At 73.2% G+C, this 18,018-nt stretch carries 14 protein-coding genes; 5 read left to right on the plus strand and 9 right to left on the minus strand.

Features of this window, described 5'->3' with window-relative positions; all coding sequences use genetic code 11:
• Positions 1–194 precede the first annotated feature (194 nt).
• From dxs to AB8735_RS28540, 3 genes are all read left to right on the plus strand, one after another.
• On the plus strand, positions 195–2,147 hold the full coding sequence (gene dxs / locus AB8735_RS28530) for a 1-deoxy-D-xylulose-5-phosphate synthase (protein WP_344025082.1): 1,953 nt from the start codon (positions 195–197) through the stop codon (positions 2,145–2,147).
• Positions 2,148–2,342: 195 nt separating this feature from the next.
• Complete coding sequence (locus AB8735_RS28535) at positions 2,343–3,851, plus strand: amino acid permease (protein WP_344025080.1); 1,509 nt, start codon at positions 2,343–2,345, stop codon at positions 3,849–3,851.
• A 147-nt stretch (positions 3,852–3,998) separates the two neighbouring features.
• Entirely contained in the window at positions 3,999–5,066 is a 1,068-nt protein-coding gene (locus tag AB8735_RS28540; protein WP_344025078.1) for a hypothetical protein, read from the plus strand.
• Positions 5,067–5,318: 252 nt separating this feature from the next.
• Here AB8735_RS28540 and AB8735_RS28545 read toward each other — a convergent pair whose 3' ends face one another.
• The 5 genes from AB8735_RS28545 to AB8735_RS28565 all read right to left on the minus strand — a co-directional run bounded on the left by AB8735_RS28545 (position 5,319) and on the right by AB8735_RS28565 (position 11,717).
• Positions 5,319–7,454 (minus strand): 3-hydroxyacyl-CoA dehydrogenase NAD-binding domain-containing protein, encoded by a 2,136-nt coding sequence (locus tag AB8735_RS28545; protein ID WP_344025076.1) that lies wholly within the window; start codon positions 7,452–7,454, stop codon positions 5,319–5,321.
• Positions 7,451–8,665: an acetyl-CoA C-acyltransferase gene (locus AB8735_RS28550; RefSeq protein WP_344025071.1), complete on the minus strand. Its 1,215-nt coding sequence runs from the start codon at positions 8,663–8,665 to the stop codon at positions 7,451–7,453. Before AB8735_RS28550 ends, AB8735_RS28545 begins: the two co-directional genes overlap by 4 nt.
• Positions 8,666–8,868: 203 nt before the next feature.
• Positions 8,869–10,143: a ribonuclease D gene (locus tag AB8735_RS28555; RefSeq protein WP_344025069.1), complete on the minus strand. Its 1,275-nt coding sequence runs from the start codon at positions 10,141–10,143 to the stop codon at positions 8,869–8,871.
• A 74-nt stretch (positions 10,144–10,217) separates the two neighbouring features.
• Complete coding sequence (locus AB8735_RS28560) at positions 10,218–10,877, minus strand: response regulator transcription factor (protein WP_049714042.1); 660 nt, start codon at positions 10,875–10,877, stop codon at positions 10,218–10,220.
• A 180-nt stretch (positions 10,878–11,057) separates the two neighbouring features.
• Positions 11,058–11,717 (minus strand): DUF3000 domain-containing protein, encoded by a 660-nt coding sequence (locus tag AB8735_RS28565; protein ID WP_344025065.1) that lies wholly within the window; start codon positions 11,715–11,717, stop codon positions 11,058–11,060.
• A 91-nt stretch (positions 11,718–11,808) separates the two neighbouring features.
• Here AB8735_RS28565 and hemE point away from each other — a divergent pair, with 91 nt between their 5' ends.
• Positions 11,809–12,873, plus strand: coding sequence for a uroporphyrinogen decarboxylase (gene hemE / locus AB8735_RS28570; RefSeq protein ID WP_344025063.1), 1,065 nt, complete (start codon positions 11,809–11,811; stop codon positions 12,871–12,873).
• Positions 12,874–12,941: 68 nt separating this feature from the next.
• On the opposite strand, the gene AB8735_RS28575 is transcribed toward hemE, so the two are convergent.
• From AB8735_RS28575 to AB8735_RS28590, 4 genes are read right to left on the minus strand one after another with little or no spacing between them, the layout of a single operon-like run.
• Positions 12,942–13,376 (minus strand): protocatechuate 3,4-dioxygenase subunit alpha, encoded by a 435-nt coding sequence (locus tag AB8735_RS28575; protein WP_372410260.1) that lies wholly within the window; start codon positions 13,374–13,376, stop codon positions 12,942–12,944.
• Positions 13,346–13,984 carry a protocatechuate 3,4-dioxygenase subunit beta gene (locus AB8735_RS28580; RefSeq protein ID WP_344025060.1) on the minus strand — a complete coding sequence of 213 codons (639 nt, stop codon included), beginning with the start codon at positions 13,982–13,984 and terminating at the stop codon, positions 13,346–13,348. Before AB8735_RS28580 ends, AB8735_RS28575 begins: the two co-directional genes overlap by 31 nt.
• A gap of 29 nt (positions 13,985–14,013) precedes the next feature.
• Complete coding sequence (locus AB8735_RS28585; protein WP_372410264.1) at positions 14,014–15,201, minus strand: 4-hydroxybenzoate 3-monooxygenase; 1,188 nt, start codon at positions 15,199–15,201, stop codon at positions 14,014–14,016.
• Between the two features lie 30 nt (positions 15,202–15,231).
• Positions 15,232–16,425 carry an acetyl-CoA C-acyltransferase gene (locus AB8735_RS28590; protein WP_372410266.1) on the minus strand — a complete coding sequence of 398 codons (1,194 nt, stop codon included), beginning with the start codon at positions 16,423–16,425 and terminating at the stop codon, positions 15,232–15,234.
• A gap of 124 nt (positions 16,426–16,549) precedes the next feature.
• Between AB8735_RS28590 and hemG the strand changes: the two genes are divergently transcribed.
• On the plus strand, positions 16,550–18,013 hold the full coding sequence (hemG, locus tag AB8735_RS28595; RefSeq protein ID WP_372410269.1) for a protoporphyrinogen oxidase: 1,464 nt from the start codon (positions 16,550–16,552) through the stop codon (positions 18,011–18,013).
• Positions 18,014–18,018 lie beyond the last annotated feature (5 nt).

An 18,018-nucleotide genomic window follows, 5' to 3' on the forward strand; every position in this document is an offset into this window, starting at 1 on the left:
GCCCCCGGAAGAAACGGTGAAAGGGCGAGCCAGGGGCAAACCCCACCCCACCCCCCACAGGCACACCCCGCCGTTCAGGTGACATACGTCGCATCACCCGTTCACCGACACCACGGGCGGAAGATTAAACTCGACCGGCAATGCCCGATTGGCAACGCCCGACCGGCAACGCCCGACAGCTAAAGGAGGCACGGGTGGCTCTGCTGACCCGCATCAGGGGACCGCGCGATCTGGACCGGCTGAGCCCCGAGCAGCTCGGGCGGCTCGCCGCGGAGATCCGCACCTTCCTCGTCGACGCAGTCGCCAAGACCGGCGGACACCTGGGGCCCAACCTCGGTGTCGTCGAGCTCACCATCGCCCTGCACCGTGTCTTCGACTCCCCCAAGGACCGGGTCCTCTTCGACACCGGGCACCAGGCGTATGTGCACAAGCTGCTCACCGGCCGCCAGGACTTCTCGAAGCTGCGCGCCAAGGACGGTCTGTCGGGCTACCCGTCGCGCGCCGAGTCCGAGCACGACGTGATCGAGAACAGCCACGCCTCCACCGTCCTCGGCTGGGCCGACGGTCTGGCCAAGGCCAACCAGGTCCTGGGGAAGCAGGACCACGTCGTCGCCGTCATCGGTGACGGCGCGCTCACCGGCGGCATGGCCTGGGAGGCGCTCAACAACATCGCCGTCGCCAAGGACCGCCCCCTCGTCATCGTCGTCAACGACAACGAGCGCTCCTACGCGCCCACCATCGGCGGCCTGGCCAACCACCTGGCCACCCTGCGCACCACCGACGGCTACGAGCGCTTCCTCGCCCGCGGCAAGGACCTGCTGGAGCGCACCCCGGTCGTCGGCAGGCCGCTCTACGAGACGCTGCACGGCGCCAAGAAGGGCCTCAAGGACTTCATCGCCCCGCAGGGCATGTTCGAGGACCTGGGCCTGAAGTACGTCGGTCCCATCGACGGCCACGACCTGGAGGCCCTGGAGTCCGCGCTCCAGCGCGCCAAGCGCTTCGGCGGCCCGGTGATCGTCCACTGCCTGACCGAGAAGGGCCGCGGCTACAAGCCCGCCGAGCAGCACGAGGGCGACCGCTTCCACGGCATCGGCGTCATCCACCCGGACACCGGCCTGCCCGTCGTCGCCTCCGGCGCCAGCTGGACCTCCGTCTTCGGGGACGAGATGGTGAAGCTCGGCCGCGAGCGCGAGGACATCGTGGCCATCACGGCGGCGATGATGCAGCCGGTGGGCCTCGGCAAGTTCGCCGAGGAGTTCCCCGACCGCGTCTACGACGTGGGCATCGCCGAGCAGCACGCGGCCACCTCCGCGGCCGGTCTGGCGACCGGCGGGCTGCACCCGGTCTTCGCCGTCTACGCGACGTTCCTCAACCGGGCCTTCGACCAGGTCCTGATGGACGTGGCGCTGCACAAGTGCGGCGTCACCTTCGTCCTGGACCGCGCCGGCGTCACCGGCGACGACGGAGCCTCGCACAACGGCATGTGGGACATGTCGATCCTCCAGGTCGTCCCCGGCCTGCGGATCGCCGCCCCGCGCGACGCGGACCAGGTGCGCGCCCAGCTCCGCGAGGCCGTCGAGGTCGAGGACGCGCCGACCGTGGTGCGCTACTCCAAGGGCACGGTCGGCCCGGCCGTCGAGGCCGTGGGCCGCGTCGGCGGCATGGACGTCCTCCGCCGCCCCGCCGAGGGCACCGGGAAGCCCGACGTGCTCCTCGTCTCCGTCGGCGCCCTCGCCCCGATGTGCCTGGAGATCGCCGACCTCCTCGACAAGCAGGGCATCTCCGCCACCGTCGTGGACCCGCGCTGGGTCAAGCCGGTCGACGAGGCCCTGCCGGGCCTGGCCGCGCGGCACCGCGTCGTCGTCACCGTCGAGGACAACGGCCGTGTGGGCGGCGTCGGTTCGGCGGTCGCGCAGGCGCTGCGCGACGCGGGCGTGGACCTGCCGCTGCGCGACTTCGGCATCCCGCCGCGCTTCCTCGACCACGCCTCCCGCAAGGAGGTCATGGCCGAGATCGGGCTGACCGCCCCGGACATCGCCCGCCAGGTGACCGGGCTGGTCGCCAGGCTGGACGGCGGCGCCGTGGTCGGCGAGGAGCCCGCCGAGCCCGCCAAGGCCGCGGAGGCCGCCGAGGCCGTCTCCGACTGACGCGCACTCGACGCGGCGAAGGGCCGGACGGACCATCTTTACGAGTGGTCCGGCCGGCCCTCGCGCATACCGGTGGCTGCCCTCCATCGGGTGAATCCGGCGGGAGGGAAGCTGTGGCCCGCCGGACCGGCCCGGATCATCGCGGACACTCGCTCAGTTCGCGAACGAGGGACCACGACCGGTGGAGGTGAGCCGATGGGCACGCAGCAGCCCGTCCGGAACGGCCGCGGCAGGAGCGGTATGTTCCGGACGAAGACGGTGGAACAGTCCATCCGGGACACCGAAGAACCGGAGCACGTCCTCAAGAAATCGCTCTCCGCGCTCGATCTGACCGTCTTCGGCGTCGGCGTCGTCATCGGCACCGGCATCTTCGTCCTCACCGGGAAGGTCGCCAAGGAGAGCGCCGGCCCCTCGGTGGCCCTGGCCTTCGTCCTGGCCGGCGTCGTGTGCGGGCTCGCGGCGCTCTGCTACGCGGAGTTCGCCTCGACGGTGCCGGTGGCCGGGTCCGCGTACACCTTCTCGTACGCCTCGCTCGGCGAACTGCCCGCCTGGATCATCGGCTGGGACCTGATCCTCGAACTCGCCCTCGGCTGCGCCGTCGTCGCCGTCGGCTGGTCCGGCTACATCCGCTCGCTGCTGGACACCGCCGGCTGGCATCTGCCGCAGGCCCTCTCCGGGCCGCACGGCGGCCACTTCGGCTTCGACATCCTGGCCTGTGTGCTGGTCCTGGCGCTGACCGTGATCCTGGTCGCCGGCATGAAGCTGTCCTCCCGGGTGACCTCGGTCATCGTCGGGGTGAAGGTCACCGTCGTCCTCATCGTGATCGTCGTCGGCGCCTTCCTCGTCAGCGGCGCCAACTACGACCCGTTCATCCCGCCCTCGCAGAGCAGCAAGGCCAGCGGCGGACTGGCCGCACCGCTGGTCCAGCTCATGTTCGGCTTCACCCCCTCGCACTTCGGCGTCATGGGTATCTTCTCGGCCGCCGCCGTGGTCTTCTTCGCGTTCATCGGCTTCGACATCGTCGCCACCGCCGCCGAGGAGACCCACAACCCCCAGCGCGACGTGCCGCGCGGCATCCTCGGCTCGCTCGCCATCTGCACCGTGCTCTACGTGGCCGTGTCCGTCGTCGTCACCGGCATGCAGAAGTACAGCGAACTGTCGGTCGACGCGCCCCTCGCGGACGCCTTCAAGGACCGGGGACACCCCTTCTGGGCCGGGCTCATCAGCTTCGGCGCGGCCGTCGGCCTCACCTCCGTGTGCATGATCCTGCTGCTGGGGCAGAGCCGGGTGTTCTTCGCGATGAGCCGCGACGGCCTGCTGCCGAGGGTCTTCTCCACCGTCCACCCTCGCTTCGGCACGCCGTACCGCTCCACCATCCTGCTGGGGGCCGTCGTCGCCGTAGTCGCGGGCTTCACCTCCATCGACGTCCTGGCCGAACTGGTCAACATCGGGACGCTGTTCGCGTTCGTCGTCGTCGCGCTGGGCGTGGTCCTGCTGCGCCGCTCCCGGCCGGACCTGCCGCGGGCCTTCCGCACCCCGTTCGTACCGGCCGTGCCGCTGCTGTCGGTGCTGGCGTCGCTGTGGCTGATGCTCAATCTGCCCGCCGAGACATGGCTGAGGTTCGCCGTGTGGATGGCGCTGGGCGTCGTCGTCTACTTCGCCTACGGGCGGCGGCACAGCCGGGTGTCGGCCGAGGGGAAGTGATCCCGGGCCGGATATGCGCGATTTCGCACGGTGATTTCGGGCCGGAATTCCGCGTCCCGTCGAATGTTATTGTCGGGGGTCGGAAAACGCAGGTGAAACGGCTCCGCATCACGCGGAATTGGGGCAACGAGAGGCTGGCAGCGAGTCATGGCACGGACGGCCACCCCCACCACCGGCTGGCTGCTGCGGGGCCAGGACGGCCGTCTGACGGCCTACGCACCGGCCGAGAACGGACTGCTGCGCTGGACCGAGACCCGGCCCGGCGGGCCGGAGTGGACCGGCCCCGAGCGCCTCGTCGTCCCCGGTCTGGAGCCGCATCTCTCCCTGTGCCGTACGGAGCGCGGCTACGTCTACCTGTTCGGCGTCCGCAGCCGCGTCCTGGACGACGGCCGCACCGCGACGGACGTCGTCTACGCGACCCAGTTCCAGCCCGGCCGGGCCCTGACGCCCTGGCGGTCGATCGGCACGCCCTACGGCCAGGACCACGACCGCGCGGCGCAGATCGGCGCCCCGGCGGCCGTCGTCGACAAACACGGACCGAACGTCTTCATACGCAACGCCGGCGGCGGCGTCTGCGGGCGCCGCCAGGACGCCAAGGGCGTCTGGGGTCCGTGGCTGGACATGAAGGGCAGCAACGTCCTCGACGCGCTCTGCGCCGCCGCGACGGAGGACGGCCGGGCCGAACTGCTCGCGCTCTCCAGCGAGACGGTGCAGAGCTGGGCCCAGGACGAGCCCGGGGGGCAGTTGAAGCGGGTGCGCAACATCCCCGCCAAGGCGCTCTCCGGGACGGGCTCGTCCGTCGCGGGCGGGGCCGGGCGCATCGCGCACTTCTGGCGCGACGCGGCCGAGTCGGCGTTGCACACGCATACGCACACGGGAGTCGAACCCGGCGTCCCGGTGTCCCTCGGCTCGTACGAGGACGACGGGTCCGGCCCGGTCGCGGCGGTCCGTACGACGATCGACGGCCACGACTGCACCGTCCTCGCCCAGCGGACGGCATCCGGTCTGCCGGCGGTGGCGGCGTACCCCACGGGGGACGAGGAGGCCGGCGTCTTCTGGTCGAAGACCGGCGAAGTGTGCGTGGGCGCACCCGCGTTGGCGCTGGACGCGAACGGCCGCGTCGTCCTGGCCGCGTTCGCCCCGGACGGCGGCCTGCGCGTGGCGCGCCAGAAGGACGAGTCGGGCCTGGCGCTGGGGCGTTGGGTGCGGGTGTGAGTCCGCTGAGGCGGTGACTTTGCCCCTGTCCCGCCCTTTCACCGTTTCTTCGCGCTCCGCGCGGTTGTCCTCAAACGCCGGACGGGCTGATTTCAGCCCGTCCGGCGTTTGAGGACCTCGCGGCGAAGCCGCGATGCCCCGCGCGGCAGCGCGCAAGAAACGGTGAAAGGGCGGGACAGGGGCACAAATCCCCCCACGACGGCGGGGGCCGCACGGGCAAGCCCGCACGACCCCCGTCGAAACCCCCGGCGGCTACGCCACCGGCACGCTCGCCACCCCCGGCGAAAGGAACCGCTTCCCGTTCACCCGCTCCGAGACACCCTCCCGGTCCAGGTACGGCGTGATCCCGCCCAGGTGGAACGGCCAGCCCGCCCCCGTGATCAGGCACAGGTCGATGTCCTGCGCCTCGGCGACGACGCCCTCGTCCAGCATGAGGCCGATCTCCTGCGCCACCGCGTCCAGGACGCGGGCCCGCACCTGCTCCTCCGTCAGGACGGAGGAACCCTGCTTGAGCAGCGCCACGACCTCGGGGTCGAGCTCCGGCTTCCCGGAGTCGTAGACGTAGAAGCCGCGCTTGCCGGCCTTGACGACCGCGGCCAGGTTCTCCGAGACCGTGAAGCGGTCGGGGAACGCGGCGGCCAGCGTCTCCGAGACGTGCAGACCGATCGCGGGACCGACCAGCTCCAGCAGCACCAGCGGCGACATCGGCAGCCCGAGCGGCTCGACGGCCTTCTCGGCGACCGCGACCGGCGTGCCCTCGTCGATGACGTTCTGGACCTCGCCCAGGAAGCGGGTGAGGATGCGGTTGACGACGAACGCCGGGGCGTCCTTCACCAGCACCGCGGTCTTCTTCAGCTTCTTGGCGACACCGAACGCGGTGGCCAGCGACGCGTCGTCGGTCCGCTCGCCGCGCACGATCTCCAGCAGCGGCAGCACCGCCACCGGGTTGAAGAAGTGGAAGCCCACGACCCGCTCGGGGTGCTTGAGCTTCGAGGCCATCTCCGAGACCGACAGCGACGAGGTGTTGGTGGCCAGGATGGTGTGCTCCGGCACGACCGCCTCGACCTCGGCGAACACCTGCTGCTTGACGCCCATCTCCTCGAAGACGGCCTCGATGACGAAGTCCGCGTCGCCGAAGGCGGCGGCCTTGTCGAGGGAGCCCGTCACCGCGCCCTTGAGACGGTTGGCCTTGTCCTGGTTGATGCGGCCCTTGCCGAGCAGCTTGTCGATCTCGCCGTGGACGTAGGCCACGCCCTTGTCGACGCGCTCCTGGTCGATGTCGGTCAGCACGACCGGCACCTCCAGGCGGCGCAGGAAGAGCAGCGCGAGCTGGGAGGCCATCAGACCGGCGCCGACGACGCCCACCTTGGTGACCGGGCGGGCCAGCGACTTGTCCGGGGCCCCGGCCGGCCGCTTGCCGCGCTTCTGCACCAGGTTGAACGCGTAGATGCCGCTGCGCAGTTCGCCGCCCATGATGAGGTCGGCGAGCGCCTCGCTCTCGGCGTCGAAGCCCTGGCGCAGGTCGCCGTTCCTCGCCGCGGAGATGATGTCCAGCGCGCGGTAGGCGGCCGGGGCGGCGCCGTGCACCTTGGAGTCGGCGATGGCGCGGCCGCGCTCGACGGCCCGGTCCCAGGCCTCGCCGCGGTCGATCTCGGGGCGGGAGACCTGGGTCTCGCCCTTCAGCACGGAGGCCGTCCAGATCAGCGACTGCTCCAGGAAGTCCGCGCCCTCGAAGATCGCGTCGGCGATCCCGAGCTCGAAGACCTGCTTGCCCTTCAACTGACGGTTCTGGTTGAGGGAGTTCTCGATGATGACCGAGACCGCCCGGTCCGCGCCGATGATGTTCGGCAGCAGGGCGCAGCCGCCCCAGCCCGGGACGAGGCCGAGGAAGACCTCGGGCAGCGAGAAGGCCGGGATGGCCTTGGACACCGTGCGGTAGGTGCAGTGCAGACCGGCCTCGACGCCGCCGCCCATGGCCGCGCCGTTGTAGTACGCGAAGGTCGGCACGGCCAGCGCCGCCAGCCGCTTGAAGACCTCGTGGCCGCCCTTGCCGATGGCCAGCGCGTCCTCGCGCTTCGCCAGCAGCTCCACGCCCTTGAGGTCGGCGCCGACGGCGAAGATGAACGGCTTGCCGGTGAGGCCGACGCCGACGATCTTCCCCTCGGCGGCCTCCGCCTCGACCTTGTCGATCGCGGCGTCGAGGTTGGCCAGCGACTGCGGGCCGAAGGTGGTCGGCTTGGTGTGGTCCAGGCCGTTGTCCAGCGTGATGAGCGCGAACGTGCCCGCGCCCAGCGGCAGTTCGAGGTGGCGCACATGCGCCTGGGTGACGACCTCGCCAGGGAACAGCTCCGCCGCCCCCTTCAGCAACTCAGCGGTGGTGGTGCTCACTTGCCCTCCCAGTGGGGGTTCTCCCAGATGACCGTGCCGCCCATGCCGAAGCCGACGCACATGCTGGTGATGCCGTAGCGGACGTGCGGCTGCTCCTCGAACTGCCGGGCCAGCTGCGTCATCAGGCGGACGCCGGAGGAGGCCAGCGGGTGGCCGAAGGCGATCGCGCCGCCGTACTGGTTGACGCGCGGGTCGTCGTCGGCGATGCCGTAGTGGTCCAGGAGCGAGAGCACCTGCACCGCGAAGGCCTCGTTGATCTCGAACAGGCCGATGTCGTCGATGGACAGGCCCGCCTTGGCGAGCGCCTTCTCGGTGGCCGGGACCGGGCCGATGCCCATGACCTCCGGCTCCACGCCCGCGAAGGCGTAGGAGACCAGCCGCATCTTGACGGGCAGGCCCAGCTCGCGCGCCACGTCCTCGGCGGCGATCAGCGAGGCGGTGGCGCCGTCGTTGAGACCGGCGGCGTTGCCCGCGGTGACCCGGCCGTGCGGGCGGAACGGGGTCTTGAGCGACGCCAGGCCCTCCAGCGTGGTGCCCGGGCGCATCGGCTCGTCGGCGGTGGCCAGGCCCCAGCCGGTCTCGCCGGCCTCGGGGTTGGTGCGGCGCACGGAGATCGGCACCAGGTCGGCCTGGATCCTGCCGTCGGCGTAGGCCTTGGCGGCCTTCTCCTGGCTGCGGAGCGCGTACGCGTCGGCGCGCTCCTTGGTGAGGTGCGGCAGCCGGTCGTGCAGGTTCTCCGCCGTCATGCCCATGAACAGGGCGGACTCGTCGACCAGCTTCTCCGAGACGAAGCGCGGGTTGGGGTCCACGCCCTCGCCCATCGGGTGGCGGCCCATGTGCTCGACGCCACCGGCGACGGCGAGGTCGTACGCGCCGAAGGCGACGCCGCCGGCGACGCTGGTGACGGCGGTCATCGCACCGGCGCACATGCGGTCGATGGAGAAGCCGGGGACCGACTGCGGGAGGCCCGCGAGGATGCCGGCGGTACGGCCCAGCGTCAGGCCCTGGTCGCCGATCTGGGTCGTCGCGGCGATGGCCACCTCGTCGATCCGGGCCGGGTCCAGGTCCGGGTTGCGGCGCAGCAGCTCCCGGATGCACTTGACGACCAGGTCGTCGGCGCGGGTCTCGTGGTAGATGCCCTTCGGGCCCGCCTTGCCGAACGGGGTGCGGACGCCGTCGACGAAAACGACGTCCCTAGCGGTACGAGGCACGTTGGCTCTCCTCCAGGTGCGGATCGCTGCGCGGGCATGCCGGACCGGCGTACGCCACAGCGCGGGACTCACCGTCATGCTACTTGCGGGTAACCATGCTGCCCAGTCCCCCCGGCCCACGCGTCGAAGGTCACACCCCGGCCCCCGGGCATGCGAAAGGCCCCGGCCCGCCACAGGGGCGGACCGGGGCCTTCGGCGGACGCTCAGGCGGCCGACGACAACGCCGTCACCAGCACCGGCGTCACCTGCTCGACCTGCCAGGGCCGGGCGCCGTGCGCAGCGAGCGCCTCGGCGACGGTCTCCGGCGTCGGGTTCTTCGGCGGCTCCCAGCACAGCCGGCGCACGGTGTCCGGGGTGATCAGGTTCTCCTGGGGCATCGTCAGCCGCTCGGCCAGCTCCGTCACCGCGGTACGGGCCGCCGTCAGCCGCGCCGCGGCGACCGGGTCCTTGTCGGCCCAGGCGCGCGGTGGGGGCGGCCCGGTCAGCGGCTGGCCCGGCTGCGGCAGTTCGGACTCCGGCACCGCCCGGGCCCGGTCGATCGCCGCCTGCCACTGCTCCAGCTGACGCCGGCCCATCCGCGCCCCGAAGCCCGGCAGCGCCGCCAGGGCACCCGCGTTGGCCGGCATGCTCAGCGCGGCCTCGATGATCGCGCCGTCGCCCAGCACCTTGCCCGGCGACACATCGCGCCGCTGCGCCACCCGGTCGCGCGCGGTCCACAACTCCCGCACCACGGCCATCTGCCGCCGCCGGCGCACCTTGTGCATGCCGGAGGTGCGCCGCCAGGGGTCCTTGCGCGGCGGCGCGGGCGGGGCGGCGACGATGGCCGAGAACTCCTGCCGCGCCCACTCCAGCTTGCCCTGCCGCTCCAGCTCCTCCTCCAGCGCGTCGCGCAGGTCGACGAGCAGCTCCACGTCGAGCGCGGCGTAGCGCAGCCAGGGCTCGGGCAGCGGACGGGTGGACCAGTCGACGGCCGAGTGGCCCTTCTCCAGGGCGTAGCCGAGGACGTTCTCCACCATCGCGCCCAGGCCCACCCGCGCGAAGCCGGCGAGGCGGCCGGCCAGCTCGGTGTCGAAGAGCCGGGCCGGGGACATCCCTATCTCGCGCAGGCACGGCAGGTCCTGGGTGGCGGCGTGCAGCACCCACTCCGCGTCGCCGATGGCCGCGCCCAGCGCGGACAGGTCGGGGCAGCCGACCGGGTCGATCAGCGCCGAGCCGGCGCCCTCCCGGCGCAGCTGGACGAGGTAGGCGCGCTGGCCGTAGCGGTAGCCCGAGGCGCGCTCGGCGTCGACGGCCACGGGGCCGCGGCCCGCGGCGAAGGCCTCGACGACGGCGGCCAGCGCCTCGTCGTCGGCGACGACCGGGGGGATGCCCTCGCGCGGCTCCAGCAGGGGGATCGGCGCCGGGACGACGTCGTCCGGGGGGCCGCCCCCGGGGGTTCGCAGTGGATGGTCTGCTGCGGTGTCTTGGGCGTCGGTCACCGGTCAAGGGTATCCGGGGATGACGGAAGCCCGCCGACGGAACGTTCCGCCGACGGGCGAGAGGGGGAATCGGGTCAGTGGATGATGCCGGTGCGCAGGGCCACGGCGACCATCCCGGCCCGGTCGCCGGTGCCGAGCTTGCGGGCGATCCGGGCGAGGTGGCTCTTGACGGTGAGGGCGGACAGCCCCATCGAGACGCCGATGGCCTTGTTCGACTGGCCCTCCGCAACCAGCCGCAGGACCTCGACCTCACGGCCGGACAGTTCGCGGTAGCCGCCGGGATGGCCCGGCGCGCCGGGCGGACGGCGCTGCATCCGCGCGGCCGCGGCGCCGATGGGCGAGAGCCCCGGCCGGCCGGGGACGCCGAGATTGGTGCGGGTTCCGGTGACCACATAGCCTTTGACGCCGCCCGCCAGCGCGTTGCGCACGGCGCCGATGTCGTCGGCGGCGGAGAGGGCGAGCCCGTTGGGCCAGCCGGCGGCGCGGGTCTCGGACAGCAGGGTCAGTCCGGAGCCGTCGGGGAGATGGACGTCGGCGACGCAGATGTCGCGCGGGTTGCCGATGCGGGGCCGGGCCTCGGCGATGGACGACGCCTCGATCACGTCCCGTACGCCCAGCGCCCACAGGTGGCGGGTGACGGTGGAACGGACTCGGGGATCGGCGACGACGACCATGGCGGTCGGTTTCGTCGGGCGGTAGGCGAGGCTCGCAGGTTGCTCGAGGAGAACGGACACCAGGCCTCCAGGGGGAGTGGCGGGGACGGGTGCCGACTTTTGGGTAAGCCGGGGCGATCCGTATGGGAAGGGTCACAAGCTCCTTCGGCAGTCGAACCGCCCGGCTTTAGGGAATGATCACGAATTGATGAGTAACAATTCGGGCAATTCAGGCCATGGTGTGAGCCTGTATCAGTCATTTCAACGGCTCTGCGGCCCCCGCCGCTGAGGCAGCGTCACGACACCGGCCTCCGGCGCGCCCCCCGGCGGCAGCCCGGCGATCTGGCAGAGCAGGTCGCACCAGGCCGCCAGGTGGGCCGCGGTGTCCGGAGCGGACCGCTCGCCGCCGTTCGCGGCGCCCGGCTCGATCGGCGACCAGGACGCCCGGATCTCGATCTGGGTCGACGGCGGCCGCTCCCGCAGGCCCCCGAAGTAGTGCGAGCCCGCCCGGGTCACCGTGCCGCTCGGCGCCGCGTAGGGCACCCGGCGCGCCTCCAGCGCGCCCGTCAGCCAGGACCAGCAGACCTCCGGCAGCAGCGGGTCCTGCGCCATCTCCTCCTCCAGATCGGCGTGGACGAGCGTCACCAGCCGGAAGGTGCCGCCCCACGCCTCGTGCCCCGCCGGGTCGTGCAGCAGGATCAGCCGACCGTCCGCCAGTTCCTCGTCGTCTACGACGACCGCCGCCTCCAGCGCGTACGAGTAGGGGGCGAGCCGCTGGGGCGGCGGGGTCGCGTCAAGTTCGATCTCGGGCCGCAGGAGTACCCCCTGCAGCCCGGCGACCGCCTGCCGGAAGACGGACGGGGAGCCCTCCCCACCCACGTCGTCCGGACCGTCCGAGTGGTGTCCGTGCGCCGCAGCCATGCCCGGAAGACTAGGCGGAACGACCCGCGGTTCCGGGTAGGGACACCCACATGCGCGGGTCACTCGTTCGGCCCGTGCGAAGATTTGGGACATGAGTGAGCGCAGCCAGCATCAGACGGGCCGCACCGCGGCGTACGATTCGGCCTTCCTGCGCGCCTGTCGGCGCGAACCCGTGCCGCACACGCCGGTCTGGTTCATGCGGCAGGCGGGCCGCTCGCTCCCCGAGTACCGCAAGGTGCGCGAGGGCATCCCGATGCTCGAGTCCTGCATGCGGCCCGAGCTCGTCACCGAGATCACCCTGCAGCCGGTCCGCCGGCACGGCGTCGACGCCGCCATCTTCTTCAGCGACATCGTCGTCCCGCTCAAGGCCATCGGCATCGACCTCGACATCAAGCCCGGCATCGGGCCCGTCGTCGAGAACCCCATCCGCACTCGCGCCGACCTGGAGCGGCTGCGGCCGCTGTCGGGCGACGACGTCCCGTATGTGACCGAGGCCGTGCGCATGCTCACCGCCGAGCTCGGCGCCACGCCGCTCATCGGCTTCGCCGGCGCGCCCTTCACCCTGGCCAGCTATCTGGTCGAGGGCGGGCCCTCGCGCAACCACGAGCACACCAAGGCGCTCATGTACGGCGACCCGGAGCTGTGGGCCGATCTGCTCGACCGGCTCGCGGACATCACGTCGGCGTTCCTGAAGGTGCAGATCGAGGCGGGCGCCTCGGCCGTGCAGCTCTTCGACTCCTGGGTCGGCGCCCTCGCCCCCGCCGACTACCGACGCCATGTGATGCCGGCCTCCGCCAAGGTCTTCGACGCGGTCGCCGGGTACGGCGTGCCCCGGATCCACTTCGGCGTGGGCACCGGCGAACTGCTCGGCCTCATGGGCGAGGCGGGCGCGGACGTCGTCGGCGCGGACTGGCGGGTGCCGCTGGACGAGGCGGCGCGGCGGGTCGGCCCCGGCAAGGCGCTCCAGGGGAACCTGGACCCGGCCGTGCTCTTCGCGCCGCGCGAGGCGGTGGAGGAGAAGGCGGCCGCGGTGCTGGAGGCTGCGGCCGGGCTGGAGGGGCATGTGTTCAACCTGGGGCACGGGGTGTTGCCGACGACGGATCCGGATGCGTTGACGCGGCTGGTGGAGTTCGTCCACGAGCGGTCCGCCCGGTAGGGGGTTTCCCCCCGCCCCGGTCCCGCAGTACGGGACCGGGGCGGATTCCTCGTCAGCAGGATTCCTCGTCAGAAGGACAGGAAGACCGTTTCCCGTTCGCCGCGCAGGCGCACGTCGAAGCGGGGTCCCGGCAGGGCCAGGAGCGTTGTCCGGCGCTCCGGGGGCAGCGCGCTCAGCAGCGGGTCGCCCGCCGGTTCCGAGAAGTAGACGCGGGTGAAGAGGTGGTGCGGCAGGCCCCGCGCGTGGACGCACACCGCCAGGTACGGCGGGACGGCCGGGGACGTGCGCAGGGCGTAGGAGCCGTCCGCGGCGGTGGGGACGCGGGCGAAGGGGGGCCAGAACTCCAGCAGTGCGTCCGGGACTCCGGCTCCGTCCCCGTCGAGGACCGAGCCGCGCAGGACCAGCGGGCCGGTCCCGAAGGGCGGCAGTGCCGGGCCGAAGTACGGGCCGATCGTCTGGGACGGGGTCGTCGTCACCGCGTGCCCTCCGTCCACGTCGCACATGGTCCGTCCAGGACCACGTCCCAGTGGTAGGCCGGTCCGGCCGGGTCGCGGGCGGCGATCAGCCGCGCCCGTGCGGCGGGGTCGCGGACGGCGTGGTGGATGCCGTCCCGGTCCAGGAGCGGGTCGCCGGGGAAGTACATCTGGGTCACCAGGCGTTGGGCGAAGGTCGTGCCGAAGAGGGAGAAGTGGATGTGGGCCGGGCGCCATGCGGTGGCGTCCACCGGGTAGGCGCCGGGGCGGACCGTGGTGAAGCGGTAGCGGCCCTCGTCGTCGGTGAGGCAGCGGCCCGTCCCGGTGAAGTTCGGGTCCAGCGGGGCGGGGTTGCGGTCGGCGGGGTGGGCGTATCTGCCGGCCGCGTTGGCCTGCCATATCTCCACGAGCTGGCCGCGGACGGGGCGGCCGCGGCGGTCGAGTATCCGACCGGAGACGGTGATGCGTTCGCCCAGCGGCTCCCCGGTGTGCCGCCGGGTCAGGTCGTGGTCCGAGGGGCCCACCGCGGCCGGTCCGAAGACCGGTCCGGTCAGTTCGGCCGCCTCCGGGTCGCAGGGGAGGAGCACGGGCGGGTGGTGCGGCTGCCGCCCGGGAATTCCGGAGTAGGGAACCGTCATGGGTGGTGCCTACCCTTGCCTGTCGGCCGTCAGACGAACGGCACCTCGGTCGGCAGCCCGGCGTAGTTCTCCGCGAACTCCGCCGCCGCGGCCGTGGGCCCCACGAGCCGGTCGAGCCGGCTGGCCCGCAGCCGGCGCTCGTACGCGTCCGCGTCCGGCGCCGCGTGCAGCAGCGTCGTCATCGCGTGCGCGAAGTACTGGACCTGCCAGACCCGGCGCAGGCAGTGGTCCGAGTAGCGGTCGAGCAGGGCGGTCGAGCCGTTCCTGCGCCAGTGGGCGAACCCGCGGGCCATGGTGACGACGTCGGAGAAGGCCAGGCTGAGCCCCTTGGCCGCGGTGGGCGGCACGACGTGGGCGGCGTCACCGGCCAGCAGCAGCCGCCCGTACCGCATCGGTTCGACCACCTCGCCGCGCAGCGGGAACATGCACCGGTCCGAGATCGGCCCGGGGCTCAGCGGCCGGTCCGCGACGGTCAGCCGGGCCTCCAGCTCCGCCCAGATCCGGTCCTCCGGCCAGTCGTCGGGCTCCGTGCCGGCCGGCACCTGGAGATAGAGCCGGGAGAGGGTGGGGGAGCGCATGCCGTGCAGGGCGAAGCCGCGGTCGTGCGCGGCGAGCAGCAACTCGTCGGCCGAGGGCGGGGCTTCGGCGGAGACGCCCAGCCAGGCGTAGGGGTAGCCGCGCCGGTGCAGCCGCGCCGTGCCGGTGGCCAGCAGGGCCCGGCGCGCGGCGCCGTCCGCGCCGTCGCAGCCGGCGACATAGGCGCACTCCAGCTCGTGCTCCGCGCCGTCCCGGAGGTAGCGGATCACCGGCCGGCCGCCGTCCAGCCCCTCCAGGGCGGTCACCCGGGCGCCGAACAGCAGCGGTACCCCGTCGGCGAGCTGAAGCGCGATCAGGTCCTTGACGAGCTCGTGCTGCGGGTAGAGCGTCGTGGCCCGGCCGCCGGTGCGCCCGGCCACGTCGAAGCGGTGCGCCCGGCCGCCGAAGCGGAGTTCGAAGCCTTCGTGGAGCACGCCGTCCACGTCCAGCCGGCCGGCCGCGCCGCAGGCCCGGAGGGCTTCCACCGCGCCCTGCTCCAGGACCCCGGCCCGCTGCCGCCCCTCCACCCCGGCCCGGCTCCGGGCCTCCAGCACCACGCAGTCCACCCCTGCCCTGCGCAGCAGCCGGGCGAGCAGGAGGCCGGCGGGTCCGGCCCCGACGATGCCGACGGTGGTGCGCACGTGCGGTCGCCTCCCGGGGAGTCCGGCGCTTCAGCGTTCGAGGACCAGCGCCTGGCCCTGCCCCACGCCGATGCACAGCGCGGCCACGCCCGTTCCGGATCCCGCCGCGGCGAGCTGGTGGGCGAGGGAACCGGCGAGCCGGGCGCCGGAGGCACCCAGCGGGTGCCCGATCGCCAGGGCTCCGCCGCGCTGGTTGACGAGGGCGGGGTCGAGTTCCGGCCACTCCGTGAAGCATCCCAGGGCCTGTGCGGCATACGCCTCGTTCAGCTCGAAATGTGTCAGGTCGGCGAAGGTCCGGCCGGCCCGGCCGAGCGCCCGCCGCACGGCCGCCACCGGCCCGAGCCCGTACAGCTCCGGCTCGATGCCGGTGACCGCCGACGCCCGGATCCGGGCCAGCGGTTCGCGGCCGGCCGCGCGCAGCCCCTCCTCGTCGCAGAGCAGCAGTGCGGCGGCGCCGTCGGTGAGCGGGCAGGAGTTGCCCGCGGTCACCGTGCCCTCCTCCGGGCGGAACGCGGGCTTCAGCCTGGCCAGGGCCTCCGTCGAGGTGGTGTCGCGGATGCTCTCGTCGCGGGCGAGGTCCACGCCCGGCAGCGGAACGACCTCGTCGGCGAAGGCGCCGTCCCGCCAGGCCCGTGCCGCCTTCCGGTGGCTGGCGAGGGCGAAGGCGTCCTGCTTGGCGCGGCCGATGCCGTGCTTGTCGGCGATCAGCTCGGCGCCCTCGCCGAGGGAGACCGTCCACTCCTCGGGCATGGCCGGGTTGGTCATCCGCCAGCCCAGCGTCGTCGAGTACAGCTGCTGGTGGCCGGAAGGGAAGGCGCGCTCGGCCTTGGGCATCACCCAGGGCGCGCGGCTCATCGACTCGACGCCGCCCGCCACCACCACCGAGGCGTCGCCGACGGCGACCGCCCGGTACGCCTGGACGACGGCCTCCAGCCCGGAGGCGCACAGCCGGTTGACGGTCGCCCCGGGCACGGTCACCGGCAGGCCCGCGAGCAGCACGGCCATGCGGCCCACGTTGCGGTTCTCCTCGCCGGCGCCGTTGGCGTTGCCGAGCAGCACCTCGTCGATCCCGGCCGGGTCGAGCGCGGGCGAGCGGTCCACCAGGGACCGGACGACGTGTGCGGCGAGGTCGTCGGGGCGGACGGCGGCCAGGGCGCCGCCGTACTTGCCGAAGGGGGTGCGGACGGCGTCGGCGACGTAGACGTCCCGGATGCGGTCGTGCATATGAGCTCTCCGTAAGGTGGGTTGGTGCCCGACTGACCGTTCGGTCGAGAGTCTCCGCACGGCCCCGGAGCGCTGTCAATGGGGCGCGGGCGGGCGGCCCGGGGCCGTCTGAGACAGTGAGGTCATGAGCGAGGCCATGAGCGAAGACCGGAACCGCGCACACCATGTGGCCGTGATCGGCGGCGGCATCTCGGGGCTGACCGCCGCCCTGCGCCTGCTGGAGGGCGGTGCGCGTGTCACGGTCCTGGAGGCCACCGACCGCCTGGGCGGCAAGCTCCTGGCGGGCGAGGTCGCGGGCGTGCCGGTGGACCTCGGCGCCGAGTCGATGCTGGCCCGGCGGCCGGAGGCGGTCGACCTCGCCCGCGCCGTCGGCCTCGGCGAGCGTCTCCAGCCGCCCGCCACCGCCACCGCCGGGGTGTGGACCCGCGGCGGTCTGCGTCCGCTGCCCAAGGGCCAGATGATGGGCGTCCCCGGCGACCTCGACGCGCTCGCCGCCTCCGGGGTGCTCTCGCCCGAGGGCCTGGCCGCCGTCGCCCGCGACGCGGACCTGCCGCCCACCGAGATCGGCGACGACGTGGCCGTCGGCGCGTACGTGGCCGAGCGGCTGGGCCACGAGGTCGTGGACCGGCTGGTGGAGCCGCTGCTCGGCGGGGTCTACGCGGGCGACTCCTACCGCACCTCGATGCGCGCCGCCGTCCCCAAGCTCTTCGAGGCCGCCCGCGCCCACCGCTCGCTGACCGAGGCCGTCCGCGCCCTGTCCGCCGCCGCGCCCGCGCAGGGCGGGCCCGTCTTCGCGGGCCTCGCCGGCGGCGTGGGGACCCTGCCGGGCGCCGTCGCCCGCGCCGTCCGCGCCGCCGGCGGCGAGATCCGGACCGGCGCACCGGTCGCCGGGCTGGAACGCACCGCCGACGGCTGGCGGCTCGACCTCGACGGCGCGTACGCCACCGCCGACGCCGTCGTCCTGGCGACGCCCGCGCACGACGCGGCCCGGCTGCTCGCCCCGGTCGCCCGGGCCGCCGCCGGGGAGCTCGCGGAGATCGACTACGCCTCCATGGCCCTGGTCACCCTCGCCTTCCGCCGGACCGACGTCGCCGGACTGCCCGCCGGCAGCGGCTTCCTCGTGCCGCCGCGCGACGGCCGGCGGATCAAGGCCTCCACCTTCGCCAGCAACAAGTGGGGCTGGATCGCGGAGGCGGACCCGGACGTCTTCGTGCTGCGCACCTCCCTCGGCCGCTACGGGGACGAGACCGATCTGCTGCGCGGCGACGAGGAGTTGGTGCGGCTGTCCCTGACGGACCTGCACGACGCGGTGGGGCTGTCCGCCACGCCGCTGGAGAGCCGCGTCACCCGCTGGGACCGGGGCCTGCCCCAGTATCCGGTCGGCCACCTCGACCGCGTCGCCCGTGTCCGCGCCGCCGTCGCCGCCCTGCCCGGTCTGCGGGTCTGCGGCGCCGCCTACGACGGCGTCGGCATCCCCTCGTGCGTCTCCGGCGCGCGCCGGGCCGCCGAGGAGCTGCTCGCCGCCATGCCGACCCTGCCGTCCATGCCGACCCTGCCCGAGGGCGCCGGTGCCGCGGGGGGACAATAGGGACC

Source organism: Streptomyces luteireticuli, from assembly GCF_041519305.1.
In the GTDB taxonomy this organism is placed as follows: Bacteria; Actinomycetota; Actinomycetes; order Streptomycetales; family Streptomycetaceae; genus Streptomyces; species Streptomyces luteireticuli.

Excerpts from the sequence above, each read along its gene's own strand:
- AB8735_RS28535 (WP_344025080.1), top strand. The coding sequence starts at position 2,343 with ATGGGCACGCAGCAGCCCGTCCGGAACGGCCGCGGCAGGAGCGGTATG.
- AB8735_RS28540 (WP_344025078.1), top strand. The coding sequence starts at position 3,999 with ATGGCACGGACGGCCACCCCCACCACCGGCTGGCTGCTGCGGGGCCAG.
- AB8735_RS28565 (WP_344025065.1), bottom strand. The coding sequence starts at position 11,717 with ATGGCTGCGGCGCACGGACACCACTCGGACGGTCCGGACGACGTGGGT.
- hemE (WP_344025063.1), top strand. The coding sequence starts at position 11,809 with ATGAGTGAGCGCAGCCAGCATCAGACGGGCCGCACCGCGGCGTACGAT.
- AB8735_RS28575 (WP_372410260.1), bottom strand. The coding sequence starts at position 13,376 with ATGTGCGACGTGGACGGAGGGCACGCGGTGACGACGACCCCGTCCCAG.
- AB8735_RS28580 (WP_344025060.1), bottom strand. The coding sequence starts at position 13,984 with ATGACGGTTCCCTACTCCGGAATTCCCGGGCGGCAGCCGCACCACCCG.
- AB8735_RS28590 (WP_372410266.1), bottom strand. The coding sequence starts at position 16,425 with ATGCACGACCGCATCCGGGACGTCTACGTCGCCGACGCCGTCCGCACC.
- hemG (WP_372410269.1), top strand. The coding sequence starts at position 16,550 with ATGAGCGAGGCCATGAGCGAAGACCGGAACCGCGCACACCATGTGGCC.